This window comes from Bdellovibrio sp. HCB-110, assembly GCF_047323225.1.
GTDB lineage: Bacteria > Bdellovibrionota > Bdellovibrionia > Bdellovibrionales > Bdellovibrionaceae > Bdellovibrio.
In genome coordinates this window covers 1,217,479-1,236,180 of the sequence record NZ_CP178750.1, presented here as the reverse complement: position 1 = coordinate 1,236,180, position 18,702 = coordinate 1,217,479, and the positions used below count along the sequence as shown (strand labels likewise).

Here is an 18,702-nt window from a genome sequence, read left to right as displayed (position 1 = left end):
TTTTTACCCCTGACCTTGTCTACGTAATACAAATGGATAAGTTACTTTCACGTCCACGCCTCCTTGAGGCACTGGGAACTTCCATGTTTTCAAACGCATCGTAATGCAATCTTCGACACCCTTATTAGCCATCGAAGAGTTTTCAACTTGAGCTGATTTCACAAGCCCGTTACCACCAATCACGAAGCCCATTGCCACGCGACCGCTCAACTGAGGAGCCCCTTGCAATGCCTGCTCGTAACAGAAACGAACTTGACCAAGATTGCGACGGATCACTTCATCAATCGCAGAACGATCCAAACCTTGTGCGACTTCCGCTTCCGCTCCCAATGGAACTGGAGCACCACCCGCAGAACCCACCAAAGAAAGGCTTCCGTAGCCAGCTTGGCCACCGCCCTTACCTTTAGTTCCGTAACCGCCACCACCGTTGATGTTAGCGCCAGATCCTAGAGGAGCTGATGTAATACCTTTTCCGTACAATGAAGTTTGCACGCCACCGCTTCCGCCTGTGCCACCCAAACCGATACCGGCTGTCGTATTCACAGCGCCGAGGTTCAAACCACCGCGTTGTTTGCCAGAACGAAGACTTCCCAAAGCAGCCAAAGCCCCAGAGCGTTTAACAAGCTCGGCTCTTTTTGTTGGCATCTTTGTCGCTGTTTGATCCGCCATCATATTTGTTGTCGGAGCCACAGTTTTTCTTTTCATCTCTTTTGTCTGAACAATTTTAACAACTTGTTGTTTCAATTCTTCAGTCAGTTTCGCATTCTCTTTCGGAGCAAAACGAACAATAGAGATCATCATCAAAAAGATCGCAAAGGCGAGCAAGATAGAGGCTTTAAGATCTTTTTTGCCGTCTTCTTTAACAGAGCCATCAACCGGCACTGTCGCCACATCTTGAACCAGACGAAGAGAGCCAAAGCTTCCCAATGGAAGTTTTTGGTTTTTCATCTCGTCAAAATCAAGATCCGCGATTTTAGAGAATTTGATTTTGTTTTTCTCTAAAGCTGCCGTGTCCGTCACCACTTCCAAGCGTTTTGTGTCCATACGCTGGATCACTTGCGCTTTTTTCTCCGTCACCGGAATTTGGCGAGTGATATTACCTAAATTGTCTTCAATGACTAATCTTAGACTCATTTGCCCTTCACCTCACCCAAAGTCGCTGATTGCTTCATACGATCTTTGAAGTCTGCTCTTACACCAATCAAACTGTTCAAAACTTTATCTTCTTCCACTGTCGTTACAGCTTCATCAGAGAAGTGATATTGACCGCTGACCAAAAGGTCTTCGAAGTTCATATCTTGAGCTTTTTTAGCAGGCGCTTTGCCAGCTTCCGGAGCTGCGTGAGCCATTCCAGCTCCTACAACCAACATCATCATCAACGCATATTTCATCATTGTTGCTTCTCCTTCACTTCATTGTCCTTCTTAGCCAATGTCGCTAAACGTCCTTCAAGGTATTCCACCATGCTCTTACGTTGAGCTTTTTTCTCAACCGCGATGGCCTCTTGAATTGCACTTGCTGCAAATGGATTTTGTTTCAAGTTTGTGCGCGCTTTTTCAAGTTCTGCCAAAGAAGGTTTCTGTAAAGAACCCTCAGCCGCCTTGATCTCGACAACCGCTGCGGTCCAAGAAGCCTTTTGATCTTCTGGAGCAATCGCCGTCACCGCTTCAACATCAGCAGCAATGTATTTAGACCAGTTGTAGTTATTAGCTGCGAAAGTTTTGTAAGAATCTAGAGCAGATTTTTGCGCCCAGAATTCTTTGACTTTTGTTTCAGCCATCGTTGCTGCGTTTTGGTTCGGAGCCACTTGCTGAGAAAGAATCGTCAAGTATTCGTTCTCTTGTTCCGGAGTCAAACCCGCTGGCATTGGAAGAGCTAAGGCTTCGTTATAGAAACGAGCATTTTCTTTAGCCACAAGATCCAAAGCAAGCAATTGAGATGACCAGTCACCCGCCGCAATCGCACGGTTGGCAAGCGCGTCTGCTTTTTCAAGCATCTTCACGCGAGATTTAAGACCTGTTGCGATTGTGTTTTGGTTTTTTGTGTCGATCTTATGAGCCGCTAATTGCGTTCCCAAAGTTTTCACTTCATCCAGAGTTAAAATCTTTTCGATCATCACAAACGCGTCTTGTTTTGAAGAGCCTTTTTCTTTCAAAGCTTTTTCCAAAACTTTTTTGTCGTTTGTAACACCGTAAACATCCAAAGCCGCACGAGCGTACAGGCCTGAATTGTTTTTGAAGTACGACTTATAAGTCTCAAGATCTTTTGCCGGAGCTTTTGACAAACGGATCAATTGAGTCGCAATCAAAGCCTTCTTTTCGTCGTCTTTGGATTGTTTCAAGTATTGCGTGTAGTAAGTGGCAGGGCTCTTATCAGCAAGTTCAGAGTAGAGAGCCAATTTCAAAACTCTTTCGTCTTGAGACAAGCCGTTGAACTTCATTTGTTCCGCCGCTTTTAAAGCTGTTGCGAAATCAAGTTCAAGTTCTGCAAACCAAACTTTGCGGCCCAATGCAAATTCGCGTTCATCCGCCGTCAAAGACGGTTCACGCAAAAGATCTTCCGTAGCTACGCGAGCTTCTGTGATCTTGTTCACTTTCTCGCTCAGCAAAATTTTGTTCTTAAGATAAGTTTTTCTATCTTCAGATGTCGCTGCTGACATATTGAAGCCCGCAAGAGCTGCCAAGGCTTGGTCAGGTTGCGCTTCTGCCAACTTCGCTGATTGAGTCAGGATAGATTTTTGGTGAATTTGTTGGAACTCTGCTTTTTTCTCTGCAAATTTTCCAGCGAATTCGCCAGACCATTGTTGAATACGAGCGTCGTCCTTAAGGATTGCCAAAGCATCCAAAGAAAGTTCCGCCGCTTGAATTTTGATTTGTTGTGAACCTTTGCCGTTCACAGCCAAGTCTTTCAACTGATCCGCAGCCGCTGCGTAATCACCCTTTTGGTAGATCGCATAGGCTTTTTGGTATTGAACGTCGAAAGCTTTTTGTTTTGATACGGATTTAGCAAGGTAGTCGTCTTGAGCTGCCACCAAAAGTTTTTCGTCTTTTGATTTTTCAGCATTCTCGATTCCCAAGAGCAAATTCTTTTCAAGTTTTTCAGCTTGCGCTTTTTGTTGAGCAGAATCTTTTTCAGCTGAATACTTGGCCAAGATCACTTTATTCGCCAAAGCCGTCCATTGAGCCGCTTGAGCGTAGTTACCCGCAGTCGCAGCCGCTTGAGAGCCCCATACGTACATATCTTCGTCTTCAGAGAAGACTTTGAAATATTCGTCATAAGCAGCCAAAAGCTCGGCACTTGGCTTGCTATTTTCAATACGATTCCAACCGACAACAAATTGACGAAGACCTTTAGCAGATTCTTCGCAAGAAACGGCTGTGCAATCTGTCGCCGACCACAAGCTCAAAGCCGTTTGATAAGACTTTGCTGCCGCAGGAACATTTTTAAGATCGAAATTAAGTTGAGCCATGCGCACTTGGGCTTCAAGGCGCAACTTAGGGTCGCTTTGTTTTTGATATACAAAGTCCCAGACTTTCAAAGAAGGCTCTTTTTGGCCCAAACGCAAACCTTCACGAGCAAGCATAGTCACTTGTTGAAGTTTGAATTGTTCCGGAGAAAGTGAATACAAAGTCTCTGCATCGCTGTCTTTGATTCCACGAGCGGCCATGAAAGTCGCCATGTCGCGAGAAACTTCCTCGAGGAATTGAACGTCCGCCACACCACGCGCTGAAGACATGCGTGATTGAAGTTTTGGATTTTTCAAGATCTCTTGAAGTTGAGAGATGGAAGCTTCGAGATTTCCCATTCTGAATGCGCACCAAGCTTTGCGGTAAGCAGCCAAACCTTGAGAGCTTGCCCCTTCCGTTGCCAAAACTTTTTCGTAAAGGCCTTGGGCTTTTTGGAAATCTGATTTTCTAAATGCCATTTCAGCCAAAGACAAATTGGCTTCTGCCATCTCGATAGGAGAAGAAGAGGAACTCAACATCGCTTGATAGCTTTTTTCAGCCAATTCATTGCGACCTTGAAGTTCATAGAGATGACCCATTTGCAAATGAACCTTCGCGACAGAGTTCGCAGAAACTTTCGTCAATGCCTCTGTATAGTAGGTCAATGCTTTTTCGCGGTCTTTATCGCCCGCTTTACAAACCGTGCAGCCGTCAGCCAATTCTTTCATAGAAAGCTGACGAGCACGTTCTGCGTGTAAGTCCGCCAAGCGCAAAAGAACACCGGCTCTGGCAGGATCTGCCGGAGCCAAGCCCAATTGTACTTGTGTAAGTTTTTGAATTAGGAGGTCTTGAGTTGACCCATTAGCTGCCGGAGCTTGAGCGTGTGCCGCTACCGCTGCCGACAAAGAGATAATTAAAAGTCCTTTTTTCATCATCGAGACCCCCTCTGTCCCTACTTACTACTTAACAACTACTGCAAATTTAATATCGCTGTATCCCGCCTGGTTCATCGCCAGGATCACCTGGTTTAAGAACTCGTACTTCACTCGACGGTCCGCCTGAATCGTGGCGATTCCAGGGAACTCCTCTTTCGGGTGAAGCTCCTGGTACTTCTTACGAAGATCCAAAAGTTCGGCCGTGATAGAATTTGCATCGACCATTTTATCTTCGACATACAATTTGTTGTCGTCGATTTTGATCACAGGATTTCTTTCAAGAACATCTGCCAAGTGTGCTTTTGGAAGCTCTTGGTTTTTACCGATCATCAGGATTTCGCCCGTGCTCGAGAAGTTCATCAAAAGGAAGATTACAAGAATAGAGAAAGCATCAATCAACGCTGTCAAAAGAAGATCAGCGGCAATATGACGTTTTAACTTAGCACCACGAGGACTGATGATAGAGTGCCCCTCTAATGTCCCCGTCAGTACTGATGTTTTTAAGATGCCATCAGAAATCACAAAACCCCCACTATAAAGGAGAAACGCCCAAATCCGTCATTCCGCTCTTCTTCAACTTATCCATCACGTCGATGATTTCTTCATAAGCTGTTGAAGCTGTGGGTTGAATCAATCCAGTGTTCAAAGAAGGCTCAACTTGTTTCAAGTTTGTAAGAGCCTTTTCGAGACCTTCAAAATTCACCTTCTTGTCTTGCTGTGCTACACGAAACTTACGCAAAGAAGCTGGTACGAGAGAGCTCTGTTGAACCTCAAGATCCAAGTCTCCTTGTGCTGTCATGCGAATCCACACCAAAGGACTTTTCTTCGTGTCCTCTTGCGCCTGGCCGCCGACAGCTTGTTTCACGTTCATCGATCCTACGTTCAACCACACTGCTGTGATCAAAAGGAAGCAGATCGACACTGACAACAAGTCAATGAACGGAATAAGGTTAACTTCAAAATCCAAATGCTTTTTAGAGTGTTTCATTAAAACCTCTTAAAGCTTACGCGTTCACTTCAGTGTTGCGCTCTGATTTAGAAGTCTTGATTTGGTATGAAGTGATCGGTTCGTAAGCGTAGCTCAACCAGTTGTAAACTTTAAGTCCACCTTGGTTCAAGTCTTCAGCCAAACGATTCGCGCGGTTTTGCAAGATTGCATACGCAACCAAGGCAGGGATCGCGGCGATCAAACCGTATGCTGTCGCATTCATCGCTTCAGAGATACCCGCAGAAAGCAAAGATGCTTTTTCAGCAGGATTCGCGAAAGCCACCGCAGCGAAAGACTTGATCATACCAGTGATAGTTCCTAGTAGACCTGTCAAAGTCGCAACGTTACCTAGCATAGACAAGAAAGCTGTGCGGTGATCAAGATGCGCGTTCTCTTCAAGAAGAACTTCATCCATTTTACCTTGGATCTCTTCTTTGCCACCCAAGTTACGAGCTGCCAACGCACCAGCCGCGATAGCGCGAGCTACTGGGTTTTGAGCTGCAGAAGCTTGAGCTTTAGAGATGATGCCATCCATTTCGCCACGGCGAATAGACTCTTCAAATCCAAGAGCGAATGCTGTTTGGTTTGTTTTTCTGCGAACGAAAAGCGCGTACGCTCTTTCGATGATGATCGCAATAGATACAACCTGAATGAGCAAAATTGGCCACATCCAGAAACCACCGTGTTCAAATGCCTGTGCTGCTTTAGTTAGAAATTCCATATAATTCCCCTCCAATCGCCAAAGATTACAGACCATGGTCTAGAGGTTTGCAAAGTTAAATGCGCAATGACACGGAACGAAATCGACAAAAACTTAATTTAATCTTGCCAAAATACCAAAAAAAGTTCGCGGAGGGTTCTGGAACGGATGAAAGAAGCGTCCTCACGGCTTAAGAACCTGCAAGGACGCGGAAGTTACGGATTACTGATTAAAAGTTTTGAGCTTTGCAGCGATGTAAGCATTTAACTGCGACATTGGAATGCGCTCTTGAGTCATTTTGTCACGGTGGCGAACTGTCACAGCTTGGTCACCCGCTGTCTCAAAGTCCACCGTCACACAGAACGGAGTTCCGATTTCGTCCTGACGACGATAGCGTTTACCAATAGAAGCCGTTTCATCATAAGTGACGTCAAAATCTTCCGCCAATTGATCGCGAAGTTTTTCAGCCACTGTTGTCAGCTCTTCTTTTTTAGACAAAGGCAAAACCGCCACTTTATAAGGAGCGATTTCCGGATGAAGACCCATCACGATACGTACGTCTTCTTTACCCGCCTCATCTGTTGTGATCTCTTCACGATAAGCATCACACATGAACGCCAAGAACAAGCGATCACAACCCACCGCTGTTTCGATAACATAGGGGATGTATTTTTCTTTGTTCGCTTCATCGAAGTACTCAAGATTTTTTCCAGAGAACTTCGAGTGTTGAGATAAGTCAAAGTCAGAACGGTTGTGAATACCTTCAAGCTCAGAGAAACCCATTGGGAACTTGTATTCCACATCCACTGCAGCTCTTGCGTAGTGAGCTAATTTGTCGTGGTCTTTGAATTTCAAGTTCTCTGGCTTAATGCCGTACTTAATATAGAAGTTCCAACGTGTTTCTTTCCATTGCGCGAAGTATTTTTCATCCGTGCCTGGCTTTACGAAATATTGCATTTCCATTTGTTCAAACTCACGCGTTCTAAAAATGAAGTTGCCTGGCGTGATTTCGTTACGGAATGACTTACCAATCGCGGCGATACCAAATGGAATCTTGTAACGCGACGATTGTTGGCAGTTTTGGAAATTCACAAAGTGACCTTGAGCTGTCTCAGGGCGCAAGTAAATGATGCTGCCTGAATCTTCCAAAGGACCCATGTGAGTTTTAAACATCAAGTTGAAGTTTCTCTCTTCAGAAAGATTTTTGCTGCCGCAGTTTGGACACTTCTTCTCATTGATATAAGAATCCGTGTTATCCGCACGGAAACGAGTCTTACAGTCTTTGCAATCCACCAGAGGATCACTGAAACCATCCACGTGACCTGACGCTTTCCATACTGTTGGATGCATCAAAATCGCAGCATCAAGACCCACGATGTCTGCTCTGCGAGTCATGGCATTCCACCATGCACGCTTCACATTGAGTTTCATCAAAGAGCCTAGAGGACCATAATCCCAACAGCTTGCAAGACCTCCATAGATCTCACTCGATTGAAATACAAATCCACGACGTTTGCTGAGGGAAACAAGAGTGTTTAAATCCTCACAATGCTTAATTTTCATGCTAGGCTCCAAAGGTAAGAAAAAAGCTGACACTTATGGTTACACTTCGGTCTAGATGCAGTCAAGAAATCGGGGTCTTACTTGATCTCGGACGAGGTCTTAGGGAAGCTATATTTATGCAGCGCGCTTCAAAAAGGTACGGCGTACCTCTTTTCTTCTTTCTTCTTTTAATTCCGCAGGCTCATTCCGAGTCGGTGACTAAGTTTGTAACCAAAGAGGAAAAGATTCGCGAAGAGATGATCGTCATTTCCCGCGAACTCGGTGTCACTTGCACTGAATGTCACAACGTCCAAAACTTCCGTGATGACTCTAAAAAAACCTTCAAGGTCAGCAAAGACCATATGAAGATCACTCAAATGCTCAAAGAAAACGGTTTTGATGGGAAAAAAGGCCCCATGTCCACATGCTATATGTGTCATCGCGGGAAATTGAAGCCGGACTATAAAGAGCCTCTTTCCGCAAAAACTCACTAAAATAAGTGAACCCGACGGCGAGTTATTCCGTCTAAATGCCGGAGGAAACCACCATGAATTTGATAGATCTTTCGATTCGCCGCCCTGTTTTTGCCTGGGTGCTCATGTTTGCCTTGATCGTTTTCGGGGCCATCTGCATGAATCGAATGGGAATCAGCCAACTTCCCGATGTCGACTTCCCCATTGTCAGTGTTTCAGTTACTTATGAAGGGGCCGCCCCTGAAGTTGTTGAAGCCGAATTGATTGATCCTATCGAAGAACGTCTTTTGGCCATCGAAGGAATTAAAGAGATGCGCTCGTCGGCCCGCCAAGGGTCGGGTTCGGTGACTCTGGAATTCGACATCAATCGCAACGTCGATGTAGTTCTTCAAGAAGTGCAAACGGCCTTAAGCCAAATGCGCATGCCTCCCGGAGTTGATCCCGCTGTCGTAAGAAAACAAAATCCAGAAGAAGATCCGATCATTATTATCTCTGTCTTTGGTGAGGCTCCCCTTAAAGAAATGCTCAACTGGACAGAGAATTATTTGCTGGACCAAATTCGCTTCCTTCCCGGTGTCGGTGAAGTGAGCATTGGCGGATTCAGTCAAAGAAACTTGCGCATTTGGTTAGACACAAAAAAACTCGCGGACCTCTATATGACTGTGGGTGACGTTGTCGATGCTCTGAGCACACAGCACTTGGAAAGTGCCGCTGGTCAGTTCACCGAAGGAAGTCGCGAGCTGCGCGTGCGTTGGCTGGGTGAAGCCACCAACGTTGATGAGGTTAAAAATATTCAAATCCTCCGTCGCGGCGGCCAGAGAATCCATGACCGCGAAATCTTTATTCGCGATGTCGCGACTGTTGAAGACGGTCTTTCTGATATTCGCCGTGTCGCTCGTGTCGATGGCCAACAAGCGGTTTCAATGCAGATCCGCAAACAACGTGGCACCAATGAAGTCACGGTCGCAAAAACCATTCATGATAAGTTAGAGCAAATCAAAGACACCTTTCCCAAAGGTTTTCAATATCGCGTGAATGTCGATTACACGCGTTCCACCGAAGCGACCGTTGATTTAACAATTGAAAAACTTTGGGTGGCAGCGCTTATCACGATTTTGGTTTGTTTCTTTTTCTTAGGAAGCATTCCCGCCGCGATCAATATTCTCTTTTCAATTCCGACATCCATCGTTGGAACATTTATTATTCTTTATTTTTCCGGATTTACGCTCAATCTCTTCACCCTGCTCGCTTTGACCCTTTCCATTTCCATTGTCGTCGATGATGCCATCATGCTTTTGGAAAATATCGTGCGCCACTATCGCATGGGAAAAGGCTCTGCCAAAGCAGCTTCTGATGGCGCCAAGGAAGTTCTTCCTGCCGCCATTGCCGCAACCCTGGCGGTCGTCGCCGTGTTCCTCCCCGTGGTCTTTATGGATGGAATCATCGGAAAATTCTTTTTCCAATTCGGCGTTACGATGAGTGCTGCTGTTTTGATTTCACTCCTAGAGGCTGTCACCATCACCCCGATGCGGGCTGCGGCCTTTTTAAGTAGCGAGCCGAAAGTTTCAAAACTGGAACATTTTCTGGATGAGGTTTTCGAAAAGCTTTCGCACATTTATCAAAAAATCCTGCATACGACTTTGCGCTGGAAGTATGTCATCGTTTTTGGGTCTGTGGTTTTCTTCGTCGTGTCTTTATTCTTGGTAACAAAAGTTCGTCAGGAATTTGTTCCACCTCAGGATCAGGATTTAATCATCGTCTCAGCGCAAACTCCTCCGGGCACTTCGCTTGAAACCACAAGTGAGGCGGCAAAAAAACTGGAAGATATTCTAAGAAACAATCCTTACGTTAAGGGTTTCTTCGTCTCTGTCGGCGGCGGGGGCGGTGGCTCCAACGTCAATCAAGTATTTATGCCTGTAAATTTAAAACCTCGCGCTGAACGTGATAAAACTCATTCTGAAATCATGAATGATCTGCGTGGTGAGTTTAAAAAAGTCAAAGGTATGCGTGTGACCATGCGGGATATTTCAGCGAGAAATCTTTCTTCGGGTCGTCAAAATCCCCTCGCCATCAACTTGCGTGGACCGGATCTAAAAGTTCTTTTGGAAAAATCTGAGGAATTAATGGACCGCCTGGAAAAAGAAAAATTGGCCGTGGATCTTGATACGGATTTCCGCACAGGTATTCCCGAACTCGTTTTAACTCCGAGTCGCAAAGCGATGTCGGATCGTGGCGTTTCCGTGGGAGACGTAGGCGAGGTTCTTTCTGCCGGCGTGGGGGGACTTCGTCAAGGCCGCTACACCGCTGATGGCCGACGCTACGACATCCGTTTTAAAATTCGTGAAGATCAACTTCGTACCTCTGAAGATTTTAACAAACTTTACGTGCGCAATAATTTCGGGAACCTCATCCCGATGTCACAACTCGTGCACATCAAGGAAGGCAACGCCATTCAAGGTATCAGCCGCGTGAATCGTCAAAGATCTATTTCTGTCTTCGGAAATCTATTCCCGGGACAATCACAAGCCGCCGTCTTGGAACGCGCTGGCGCTATTGCCAAAGAAATCCTGCCGACAGGTTATTCATTCGCTCTTGAAGGGGCCTCTGCCGGATTTGCAGAGTCTTTCAAAAGCCTGTACTCGGCTCTTATGGTTGGTATTCTGGTCGCTTTCTTGATTCTTGCTGTGCAGTTTAACTCTTTCATTCATCCGATTTCGGTTTTGGTGGCTCTGCCTTTCAGCGTTACCGGAGCTTTGGTGGCACTGTGGATGTTTAATATCTCTTTGAACCTTTTCAGCTTCATCGGATTGATTGTCTTAATGGGTATTGCGAAAAAGAACTCGATCTTGCTTGTGGAGTTCACAAACCAAGTGCGACGTCATGGTCAGAGCAATATTGAAAATGCTTTGCTTGAAGCCTGCCCTGTTCGTCTGCGCCCGATCTTGATGACATCCGTGGCAACCGTGGCGGCGGCCACACCTCTGGTTTTGGGTTCGGGCATTGGTTCAGAAACACGTCTTCCGATGGGTCTTGCGATTATCGGAGGAACTATTGTTTCGACACTTCTAACTTTGTTTGTGGTGCCAGCTCTGTATTTGATGCTTTCTCCTTTAGAAAATAAGAAGAAAGCACCAGAACTTTAGGGAGTTTTTTTAGCTGCTGGCGGCGTCGGTGACGGTGGCGCTGGCATGTAAGTCTTGATATACCCTTCAACGGCCTTCGTGAAATCTTCCTCGTTGGCCACCTTGTTGAACTCTTCCATGATTTTTTTGCTTTCAGCATTCTGCTTAAAAGCAATGCCGTATTCATTCAACGCCACCATTTTCTGATTGATTTGCAAAATCTGGGCATAAGGTTGCGCTTGAGGGTCTGTGGCAAGAATGAATTTCAGAACGTTCTGATCTATAAATATATAGTCAATGCGTTTATTGGCGAGCTTCAAAATATTTTGAATGTCTTTCGGCGCTTCTTCAAGAGCCCCTTCTTTTCCCTTAAAAACATCGGCCACTTGCGAACGAAGAGTGTAACCGCCCACATTGCCACCTTTGTACTTCAAAAGATCCGCAGGAACTTTCCAGTGAATGGGCTTGTCTTTTCTTTCGGCGACCACCCACGGAGTTTTATATACTATCTTGGATAAAGTCATTCCTTGCACGAAATCATCATCGACGAAGGAAGGAAAAAATCCATTGATACGATTGTCACTCATGCCTACATTACGCGTTCTTTGAATCGGCACAAAACGAACCTCTAAATCATAACCGATCTTTTTGAATATATGTCTAAGTCCATAGATCGCCGCGCCCTGCTCTGGAAGTTTCGGACTCATAAAGGGAGGAATATCCATGGAAATGAGAGTCACCTTTTTCAATGGGTCCGCAAAGGTCGGGAAACTTAAACAACAAATGAGAAGTGCAATCAGAGTTTTCATTCTCTAAGGATAAAAAAGGATCTGGGATATGACAATTGTCTCATCGAACAAAAGACGGTCAAATCATTACATTATTTTTAAAAAGCTAGGTACAATACTAAAATGCTACGGACGACGGCGAGAACAGTTTATTTTATTGCGGGTTGGGTTTTTCTCCTCTTGGGAGTTATTGGTGTTTTCTTGCCGTTGCTTCCTACAACACCGTTTTTACTATTGACGGCATTTTGTTTTTCACGCAGTTCAGAGCGCTGGCACAAGTGGTTGATCAATCAACCTCATCTTGGTCCTTTTATTTTGGACTGGCAAAGACACGGCGTTATTCGTACTCGTGCAAAAGTATTGGCAACGGTCTTGATGGTTCCACTCGTATCCATCTCTTTAGCCAGCGGCAAAGTTCCTCTTTACGCGAAAGTCTTGGCGGGAGTTGTGTGCTTAGGCGTGTTGATTTTTATCTGGACACGCCCCTCAAAAGAAAACCCTTAATAGTCTTCACACTCTACATCATCAAACCAAACTGTTCCGATCACTGAAGAGTTTGCATCCATACCCAAAAGTAAGTTTTGACGTTTTGCAAATTTGCCCGGAAGTAAACTGGGTTCTCCGTGGCTGGAGCACACAGCATAGCTTAGGTCCACGACTGCTAAAGTGTCTCCGACTTCTAAGGCTTGAGTTTCACCTTTGTTTACAACGTAATAGTAGATGCGGGCTTCATCGTGATTTTGAACGATGACACTGACATAGTCAGCCCCACGAACTGCCGCGATATCTTGAGTTTTCTTTTGACCTTTGAGTAGTTCGATAAGAAGAGACTTTGCTTTGGCACTGTCAGTAACAAAAACTGCATTAGCATCATTTTCGCTACCCAATTCTTCGCCGACAGAAAGCATCAAGGATTTGGCGTCAGCAAGATTTTTAACGGGAGTCTGAGCCCACGTTGTTTGCGGTAAAAGAAGGCCTGAAAGAATCACACTTGTAAAAAGCTGTTTTGAAATCATATTCGTCTCCGTTGGTTGGGCTTCTTATATAGAGCCTGACGGAGTTTGGGAAATCAGTTCATCGGATTTTAATATTCCTTGAGCGCATAAGGAACCTAGGACTTAAAGTAAACCGATTAAAACTGAAGCTCACCACACACTTCCAGACGGAAACGGCCTCGTCCCGTGGAGTGCAAACGAATGGTGGGACATTGCTCTTCAAGGCGCTTACGCAAAAGAATCAAACGAGTTTCCAAATTGTCCTTCACTTCTGGAAGTTGCAGACTCTTTTCCGCCCGGAGCTCCATATTTGAAAACTCACTTCGTCCTGTTTTGTGATAGGTTTGCAGAAGATACCACAGAATTCGTGCCGGGATATTTTTAATCAAATACTGATCGTTCACAAAAATAAGTTCGGAGTCAGAAACAAAACGCAGGCGTAAAGCCGTTTTGTCATTCGATGGAGGTGTCGAAACCGCGACGGATTCAGCCTTCAGTCCCGCCCCTTGATTTTCAAGAGCGCGAATACCGACGGCCAAAAAGTTACTCACCGTTGAAAGCAGGAGCTGCTCTTTAACTCCCCAATAGAATTTCGTTGCCGACTCCACCGCGAGTACGCCGATAAATTCCCCTTGAACACTCAAAGGGGCCGCGATTTGCGAAGCGGGATTGGTCAATCCAGGAAGAGGAATTCGCAGAGAAAGACTTTCTTGGGTGTGTCCTTGTTTAACCGCTTGGGCATAACGAAGCCCTTCACCAAGTGCGCTCACCTGCAAGAGTCGACCATGCTCCGCACAAAGTCCGATCAGACCTTCTCCCCATTTGACCTCGGCACCGACTCCTCCAAAAGAGTAACCAAAACTTGAGTGCGTGATCAGAGACTTTTGTTGTGGGTCCGCTAAAAGGAGAATCATGTGTGACCACCCCAAATAGCGATTCAGAATATGCATTGAATGATCCAAGAAATCTTCCAAAGTGGACAGAGAACTGATTTTATCCGAGATCACACGTAGAAGTTCTAAATCAGCAAGACTCACTCCATTGCCGCACATATCAGGCATTGGAAAATCCGTTTGATTATTTATTTCATTAATCTCAACCACTTCATAAATATCCGCAGCCTTCAATTTGAAAACAGAACCCATCCCCTCATAGGCCGCAATGACATCAAGTTTAAGTGACATCTGCTGATAAACAGGACCCTGCTCTTCACTGCGCAGATATTTTACTTTCATATTGTAGGACTGAAGATTTCCCGGATGACGGACTTTGATCACCGCCAGAGGATTTTCTAAAAGATTGGCGCGCGTTTTATTGAAGAACTGGTAGGACGTCGCCACATGTTTTTCGTCTATTTTAAAAACATGGCTTAAATAAGAAACGTTGGGAACGCCTTCTTTCGAGCACGTCGCAATAATGGAGGGGACAACACCTTCTAAACAGCAGGCCAGATCCGACAAAGTCACACTCATGCGCGCTCCAGCTTTTGTCCCGCTTGAGGGCCCGGAGTTTGAATGAATATATTTTCAATATCGACTTCAATCGTCATATCGGCCTTTAATCTGAGCCCCATTGCGGCCTCATTAGGGACACCGATCAATTGAATCTCTTTACGAAATCTCTGAGACCAGCTTATAGATTTGTCTTTCTCTTCGGCCGCCATCGCATGCACGTTCGCGACTTTGCCTTTAAGCTGCGCCGCTTGGAAAGTACAAGGACGAGATAGAGAAATAGCGATACATCCATTGTTTTTAATATTGCTGAGGCATTTTGCCGCGTGCTCTTCTGAAACAAAGAGCCTGGCTTTACTGGCATCTTCATTGAGGTGCAACCCTAAGACCTCACAAAGGTCCGGCCATAGATGCTCGTCCCGGGTCGACATAACCATGCTCACACCCGTTGTTTCGATTAACTGTCGCAGCTCATTAGAATTCATCACGGACACATCCTACAGGGCGTTTAGGAAAAATTTAAGATCTTTTTAGGACATTCCTAGCAATAGACGGACAAAGAAAATGTTAGATTTTCTTATCTCAATCAAAGGAGTGAGTATGAAAACGGCACAGTTTGCGTTCCTGGGACTTCTTATCCTCAGCCAAGTGACTTTAGGTCAGAACAAGCGAAAATCTGTCAACAATGAACCGACAATAGAGCATGGACGTTATTTAATCCAAGTGACGGGTTGCAACGACTGCCATACTCCCATGTATGGCCCTAAAAACGGAGCCGTGCCGGAAAAAGAATGGCTGAGTGGAAGCGACATGGGCTGGAAAGGTCCTTGGGGCACAAGTTACGCAACCAATCTTCGCACGCGTGTCGCCAATATGACGGAAGACCAATGGGTTCAGTACTTGAAGAATTTAAAGGCTCTGCCACCGATGCCTTTCTACTCTGTGAATGTGATGAGTGAACAGGACTCGCGCTCTATGTATCGCTTCATTCGCTCTTTGGGAAATCACTCGCAAGTTATTCCAACGGCGCTGCCTCCGGGCGAAATTCCTAAGACGCCGTATGTGAATTTTGACGTGATTCCTCCTCAAGCCAAGAAATAAGACGCCGATTTTGTCACCCTCGGTGAAGTTCAACATTTCACTTTGAGATCGGCGTTTTCTAACTTCATTTAATGGCTTCTTACACTGCATGAACTTTGCTTTGAATGTTCATAAGTGTAAGGAGCCCTCATGCGTTTGCAAAAAGTTTTATTTTTTCTCATTTTGGGACTGCAACTTGCCACTCACCAGTGGTCCGCAGCGCCCGAACAGATTATTGCACGCGCTCCGCAGAGTGTAGCTCCGAAGCCGGCTTCCATCGGTCATTACTTTTTTGTGACCGGAACTGAAGGCTGCCCTAAAGAAATCGAATGGTCCGCACAATGTGGTGGTTTTACATTGAGCCCCGCTGACGAAGGCGATACACAAAATTTTTGCAACATCAACAAAGGTTCTAAGGTTGTTCACGAGGAAGTTGAACAGGGAAAAAAGAAAATCCTGACTTACGTCACTCGTAAAGACAATGTTATCCGCAAGAAAGAGACGATTCTTCTTTCAAACTCGGAAACGGCAGTGACTCTTGAACAAGAAGACACCATTATCTTCGATGAAACGGGAAAATTCTTGTGGGAGCACAGCCAAAATCGCAAAGGCTTTAGCTGTCTTTATTCTCGATAAATTTGCCGGCGCCCGCCGACTACTTTTTATTCAGGATGGCGTGATAAGCGGTTTCTAAAAACTCCACGGAGTCTTTATCTGAACGACGAATGGCGGCCTGATAGGCCTCTGTGACGAGTTTGATGGACGCTCCCGCTGGAACTCCCAGCACTTCATAAGCATCCCAACTGTGACCATTGTAATTAAACATCACATTTAAACTTTTCACTGTGGCACCCTCGATATCAGGGTGACGACGCAAAGCTGCGCCTGGTGGAGGTGGTTCCGGGGTCGCCTCCATGAGTGGCGGTGCGCTATCCTGCGCTTTCATATTCAACTGCGTCGGACGGCGTGGGCCTCCGCGTGATAGGAGATACCAGAAGATAAAAGCTCCCGCCCCTACCAAATTCAATGTCAAAAAGTCTTGGCTATTCATTCAACTTCTATTATTCGTTGTGAGCACAAAATTATCAAGGAGTCCCATTCATGGCTGCCCCAAATCCCTTTGAAAAACAGACGCCAATTCCCGGAGTGAAACATATTATTGCCGTAAGTTCGGGCAAAGGAGGGGTTGGAAAAAGTACGGTGGCAACTAATCTTGCTATGGCTTTAGGCAAAAAAAGCAAGGTCGGTTTACTTGATGCGGATATTTACGGTCCGAGCATTCCTCGTATGTTAGGAACTTTGGGACAAAAACCGCAAATCAATCCCGAAACAAATCAACTGGAACCAATCACTCGTTACGGCATTAAACTTATGAGTATTGGTTTCTTGGTGGAAGAAGGTGCGGCCGTCGTATGGCGTGGTCCGATGCTCTTTAAAGCTATGGATCAATTCCTTCGCGATGTGAACTGGGGCGAGTTAGATTACCTTCTAGTGGATCTTCCACCGGGCACAGGTGACATCCAACTGACGTTAGCTCAGAAAGTTCCCGTTGCAGGAGCCGTGGTTGTTTCTACCCCGCAGAACGTGGCCTTGCTTGATGTGAAAAAAGCCGTCGACATGTTCCAACGCGTGAATGTGCCGATGCTAGGTATGATTGAAAACATGGCTTACATGATCAATCCTGTGAACGGCGAAAAAATGCAGCTCTTCCCTAAGGGAGAAATGGATTCTTACGCCGATTCAAAAGGCATTGCGAAATTGGGAGCGATTCCATTCAATCCTTCAGTAGGTCTTGCCTGCGAAGCAGGTATTCCTATCGTTGAAGCCAACAGCAACGGTGCTGAGGCGCAAGAGTTCCTGAAGATTGCGGATCGTATTCGCGAAATTTTGCCGTAACGGCGGATGCCGGCAGTGCCGAAGCGCCCGTGGCGCGCAGGCTGAAGCAGCTTCTTTTATTTTTTCTAACAAAAAGGACTACTTGCGGAGTCCTTTTTTCATTTCTTTTCGTTTCATCCCAAAACAAATTCCTGCGCATTTTCTCAGAGCGAAACGCATTTTCGACGTATTTTGAGAATCGAACATAGTGCTATTGAAAATAAAACTTTGGTCGAGTTATCCTGAAAGAGTTGAAACCACATGGCTCGGGAGACTTACCTCGGGTAAGTGACAGCTTTTAGGGCCAGGCTAAGGGAGGACGCGGATGAAAAATCGAATTCACGATCATCATGATGAACCACCGAAGTGACGTGCGAATCACCAGGATTACTACCAAGAGGTTTCGGGTTCAGGCCTCTCTAAAGAACGATGAACTGGTTGGATCTATCAAGAATAACTCAAAGGAGGTTCCTAGGGTTATACTCGTTAGGATTTAGATCCTTCCTTTGCCTCAAGGCAAACCGTCGGAAACGGCGGGACGCAAAGCTAAAGGGGTGTCGGTGCAAGCCACGCCAGCCAGCTGCCAAAGGTGAGTCACCTGAGGAATCAGAGGTGTGCATATGGAAGGAACAATTACATACAAGGATTGGTTTCATTCCCCTTAGCTTGCGAGTTATCAATGACGATTCCTCGCAAGCACTTTTTTAAGACCTTGCGAATCAAAATCCCTTCCTGGGATTTTTGTTTTTGTAATATCTGTAACCACAAATTTTCTGAAAATAAAATGGCGGCATCTTAACTGGACCGACGCCAAAATAAATTCAAACAATGGCCTCCTAAAAAATGGAGGTTCCAATGAAAACAATTTTGTTTCTATTAATCACGGCCGCATCTTTCTCTGCACAAGCGAAGCTTGAAAGTTTTTACGGGCGAGTATCCAATTATGGATTTAAGTACACTTGCACTTATCAGAACGACACCGGGGCTGCGCAAGACATGAAATATGTCATCTTCTCTTTCGATCGTCTCTCTGGTGAAAATCCAGAGTTCGAAGTCCAAGAGCGTATTGATAAAGTCGTTCACCCAGGAGAAGTTCTCCAATACTCCGTGCGCGAACCAAAGGCCCACATCGCAAGACACTGTCGATATTTAGCGCGCTAAAACTCATGACCCCCGAATTGCCCTCGGGGGTCCGTGAAAAAATAGTGAACCTGGGAGTTCACTGACATTGTTACCATAAGTAACGAAAATAATTTGTTTTTCGCGCAAGCCTCCTATTTAGCTTTGATCTTGATGGCTTGAACCGA

At 45.5% G+C, this 18,702-nt stretch carries 19 protein-coding genes and 1 riboswitch; of the genes, 7 read left to right on the top strand and 12 right to left on the bottom strand.

What is annotated here, in order from left to right:
* Nucleotides 1–3 precede the first annotated feature (3 nt).
* From ACL934_RS05890 to ACL934_RS05860, 7 genes are all read right to left on the bottom strand, one after another.
* Nucleotides 4–1,134 carry an AgmX/PglI C-terminal domain-containing protein gene (locus ACL934_RS05890; protein WP_374078749.1) on the bottom strand — a complete coding sequence of 377 codons (1,131 nt, stop codon included), beginning with the start codon at nt 1,132–1,134 and terminating at the stop codon, nt 4–6.
* Nucleotides 1,131–1,394, bottom strand: a complete 264-nt coding sequence (locus ACL934_RS05885) for a hypothetical protein (RefSeq protein WP_374078747.1) — start codon at nt 1,392–1,394, stop codon at nt 1,131–1,133. The genes ACL934_RS05890 and ACL934_RS05885 overlap by 4 nt, the downstream gene beginning before the upstream one ends.
* Complete coding sequence (locus ACL934_RS05880; RefSeq protein WP_374078745.1) at nt 1,391–4,381, bottom strand: tetratricopeptide repeat protein; 2,991 nt, start codon at nt 4,379–4,381, stop codon at nt 1,391–1,393. The genes ACL934_RS05885 and ACL934_RS05880 overlap by 4 nt, the downstream gene beginning before the upstream one ends.
* Before the next feature lie 24 nt (nt 4,382–4,405).
* Complete coding sequence (locus tag ACL934_RS05875; protein WP_413613205.1) at nt 4,406–4,903, bottom strand: ExbD/TolR family protein; 498 nt, start codon at nt 4,901–4,903, stop codon at nt 4,406–4,408.
* 10 nt (nt 4,904–4,913) lie between these two features.
* Nucleotides 4,914–5,369: an ExbD/TolR family protein gene (locus ACL934_RS05870; RefSeq protein ID WP_374078741.1), complete on the bottom strand. Its 456-nt coding sequence runs from the start codon at nt 5,367–5,369 to the stop codon at nt 4,914–4,916.
* A gap of 16 nt (nt 5,370–5,385) precedes the next feature.
* Nucleotides 5,386–6,090 carry a MotA/TolQ/ExbB proton channel family protein gene (locus ACL934_RS05865; protein WP_374078738.1) on the bottom strand — a complete coding sequence of 235 codons (705 nt, stop codon included), beginning with the start codon at nt 6,088–6,090 and terminating at the stop codon, nt 5,386–5,388.
* A gap of 201 nt (nt 6,091–6,291) precedes the next feature.
* A complete protein-coding gene (locus ACL934_RS05860) occupies nt 6,292–7,632 on the bottom strand; it encodes a glycine--tRNA ligase (protein ID WP_374078735.1) in 1,341 nt (446 codons plus the stop codon).
* A gap of 116 nt (nt 7,633–7,748) precedes the next feature.
* Here ACL934_RS05860 and ACL934_RS05855 point away from each other — a divergent pair, with 116 nt between their 5' ends.
* Together ACL934_RS05855 and ACL934_RS05850 are read left to right on the top strand one after the other, a co-directional pair.
* Entirely contained in the window at nt 7,749–8,105 is a 357-nt protein-coding gene (locus ACL934_RS05855) for a hypothetical protein (protein ID WP_374078733.1), read from the top strand.
* A gap of 53 nt (nt 8,106–8,158) precedes the next feature.
* Nucleotides 8,159–11,227, top strand: a complete 3,069-nt coding sequence (locus ACL934_RS05850; protein WP_374078731.1) for an efflux RND transporter permease subunit — start codon at nt 8,159–8,161, stop codon at nt 11,225–11,227.
* Here ACL934_RS05850 and ACL934_RS05845 read toward each other — a convergent pair.
* Nucleotides 11,224–12,015, bottom strand: coding sequence for a substrate-binding periplasmic protein (locus ACL934_RS05845; protein WP_374078729.1), 792 nt, complete (start codon nt 12,013–12,015; stop codon nt 11,224–11,226). The genes ACL934_RS05850 and ACL934_RS05845 overlap by 4 nt on opposite strands.
* A gap of 102 nt (nt 12,016–12,117) precedes the next feature.
* Between ACL934_RS05845 and ACL934_RS05840 the strand changes: the two genes are divergently transcribed.
* Nucleotides 12,118–12,498, top strand: a complete 381-nt coding sequence (locus tag ACL934_RS05840) for a YbaN family protein (protein ID WP_374078727.1) — start codon at nt 12,118–12,120, stop codon at nt 12,496–12,498.
* On the opposite strand, the gene ACL934_RS05835 is transcribed toward ACL934_RS05840, so the two are convergent.
* The 3 genes from ACL934_RS05835 to ACL934_RS05825 all read right to left on the bottom strand — a co-directional run bounded on the left by ACL934_RS05835 (nt 12,495) and on the right by ACL934_RS05825 (nt 14,928).
* On the bottom strand, nt 12,495–13,010 hold the full coding sequence (locus tag ACL934_RS05835; RefSeq protein ID WP_374078725.1) for a hypothetical protein: 516 nt from the start codon (nt 13,008–13,010) through the stop codon (nt 12,495–12,497). The two genes, ACL934_RS05840 and ACL934_RS05835, sit on opposite strands and share 4 nt — an antisense overlap.
* Before the next feature lie 116 nt (nt 13,011–13,126).
* Nucleotides 13,127–14,461 carry a GAF domain-containing protein gene (locus ACL934_RS05830; RefSeq protein WP_374078723.1) on the bottom strand — a complete coding sequence of 445 codons (1,335 nt, stop codon included), beginning with the start codon at nt 14,459–14,461 and terminating at the stop codon, nt 13,127–13,129.
* Nucleotides 14,458–14,928: a hypothetical protein gene (locus ACL934_RS05825; protein WP_374078721.1), complete on the bottom strand. Its 471-nt coding sequence runs from the start codon at nt 14,926–14,928 to the stop codon at nt 14,458–14,460. The genes ACL934_RS05830 and ACL934_RS05825 overlap by 4 nt, the downstream gene beginning before the upstream one ends.
* A gap of 112 nt (nt 14,929–15,040) precedes the next feature.
* Here ACL934_RS05825 and ACL934_RS05820 point away from each other — a divergent pair, with 112 nt between their 5' ends.
* Entirely contained in the window at nt 15,041–15,541 is a 501-nt protein-coding gene (locus tag ACL934_RS05820; RefSeq protein ID WP_374078719.1) for a cytochrome C, read from the top strand.
* A gap of 129 nt (nt 15,542–15,670) precedes the next feature.
* Nucleotides 15,671–16,156, top strand: coding sequence for a hypothetical protein (locus ACL934_RS05815; RefSeq protein WP_374078717.1), 486 nt, complete (start codon nt 15,671–15,673; stop codon nt 16,154–16,156).
* Between the two features lie 19 nt (nt 16,157–16,175).
* On the opposite strand, the gene ACL934_RS05810 is transcribed toward ACL934_RS05815, so the two are convergent.
* Nucleotides 16,176–16,571 carry a hypothetical protein gene (locus ACL934_RS05810; protein ID WP_374078715.1) on the bottom strand — a complete coding sequence of 132 codons (396 nt, stop codon included), beginning with the start codon at nt 16,569–16,571 and terminating at the stop codon, nt 16,176–16,178.
* A gap of 50 nt (nt 16,572–16,621) precedes the next feature.
* Between ACL934_RS05810 and ACL934_RS05805 the strand changes: the two genes are divergently transcribed.
* Entirely contained in the window at nt 16,622–17,416 is a 795-nt protein-coding gene (locus ACL934_RS05805) for an Mrp/NBP35 family ATP-binding protein (protein ID WP_374078713.1), read from the top strand.
* A gap of 484 nt (nt 17,417–17,900) precedes the next feature.
* Nucleotides 17,901–17,983, top strand: a riboswitch (cyclic di-GMP riboswitch).
* Nucleotides 17,984–18,250: 267 nt separating this feature from the next.
* On the top strand, nt 18,251–18,556 hold the full coding sequence (locus ACL934_RS05800) for a hypothetical protein (protein WP_374078711.1): 306 nt from the start codon (nt 18,251–18,253) through the stop codon (nt 18,554–18,556).
* Nucleotides 18,557–18,702 lie beyond the last annotated feature (146 nt).

Excerpts from the sequence above, each read along its gene's own strand:
- ACL934_RS05835 (WP_374078725.1), bottom strand. The coding sequence starts at position 13,010 with ATGATTTCAAAACAGCTTTTTACAAGTGTGATTCTTTCAGGCCTTCTT.
- ACL934_RS05800 (WP_374078711.1), top strand. The coding sequence starts at position 18,251 with ATGAAAACAATTTTGTTTCTATTAATCACGGCCGCATCTTTCTCTGCA.
- ACL934_RS05805 (WP_374078713.1), top strand. The coding sequence starts at position 16,622 with ATGGCTGCCCCAAATCCCTTTGAAAAACAGACGCCAATTCCCGGAGTG.
- ACL934_RS05855 (WP_374078733.1), top strand. The coding sequence starts at position 7,749 with ATGCAGCGCGCTTCAAAAAGGTACGGCGTACCTCTTTTCTTCTTTCTT.
- ACL934_RS05820 (WP_374078719.1), top strand. The coding sequence starts at position 15,041 with ATGAAAACGGCACAGTTTGCGTTCCTGGGACTTCTTATCCTCAGCCAA.
- ACL934_RS05885 (WP_374078747.1), bottom strand. The coding sequence starts at position 1,394 with ATGATGAAATATGCGTTGATGATGATGTTGGTTGTAGGAGCTGGAATG.
- ACL934_RS05845 (WP_374078729.1), bottom strand. The coding sequence starts at position 12,015 with ATGAAAACTCTGATTGCACTTCTCATTTGTTGTTTAAGTTTCCCGACC.
- ACL934_RS05815 (WP_374078717.1), top strand. The coding sequence starts at position 15,671 with ATGCGTTTGCAAAAAGTTTTATTTTTTCTCATTTTGGGACTGCAACTT.
- ACL934_RS05850 (WP_374078731.1), top strand. The coding sequence starts at position 8,159 with ATGAATTTGATAGATCTTTCGATTCGCCGCCCTGTTTTTGCCTGGGTG.
- ACL934_RS05870 (WP_374078741.1), bottom strand. The coding sequence starts at position 5,369 with ATGAAACACTCTAAAAAGCATTTGGATTTTGAAGTTAACCTTATTCCG.
- ACL934_RS05880 (WP_374078745.1), bottom strand. The coding sequence starts at position 4,381 with ATGATGAAAAAAGGACTTTTAATTATCTCTTTGTCGGCAGCGGTAGCG.
- ACL934_RS05890 (WP_374078749.1), bottom strand. The coding sequence starts at position 1,134 with ATGAGTCTAAGATTAGTCATTGAAGACAATTTAGGTAATATCACTCGC.
- ACL934_RS05860 (WP_374078735.1), bottom strand. The coding sequence starts at position 7,632 with ATGAAAATTAAGCATTGTGAGGATTTAAACACTCTTGTTTCCCTCAGC.
- ACL934_RS05830 (WP_374078723.1), bottom strand. The coding sequence starts at position 14,461 with ATGAGTGTGACTTTGTCGGATCTGGCCTGCTGTTTAGAAGGTGTTGTC.
- ACL934_RS05810 (WP_374078715.1), bottom strand. The coding sequence starts at position 16,571 with ATGAATAGCCAAGACTTTTTGACATTGAATTTGGTAGGGGCGGGAGCT.
- ACL934_RS05840 (WP_374078727.1), top strand. The coding sequence starts at position 12,118 with ATGCTACGGACGACGGCGAGAACAGTTTATTTTATTGCGGGTTGGGTT.
- ACL934_RS05865 (WP_374078738.1), bottom strand. The coding sequence starts at position 6,090 with ATGGAATTTCTAACTAAAGCAGCACAGGCATTTGAACACGGTGGTTTC.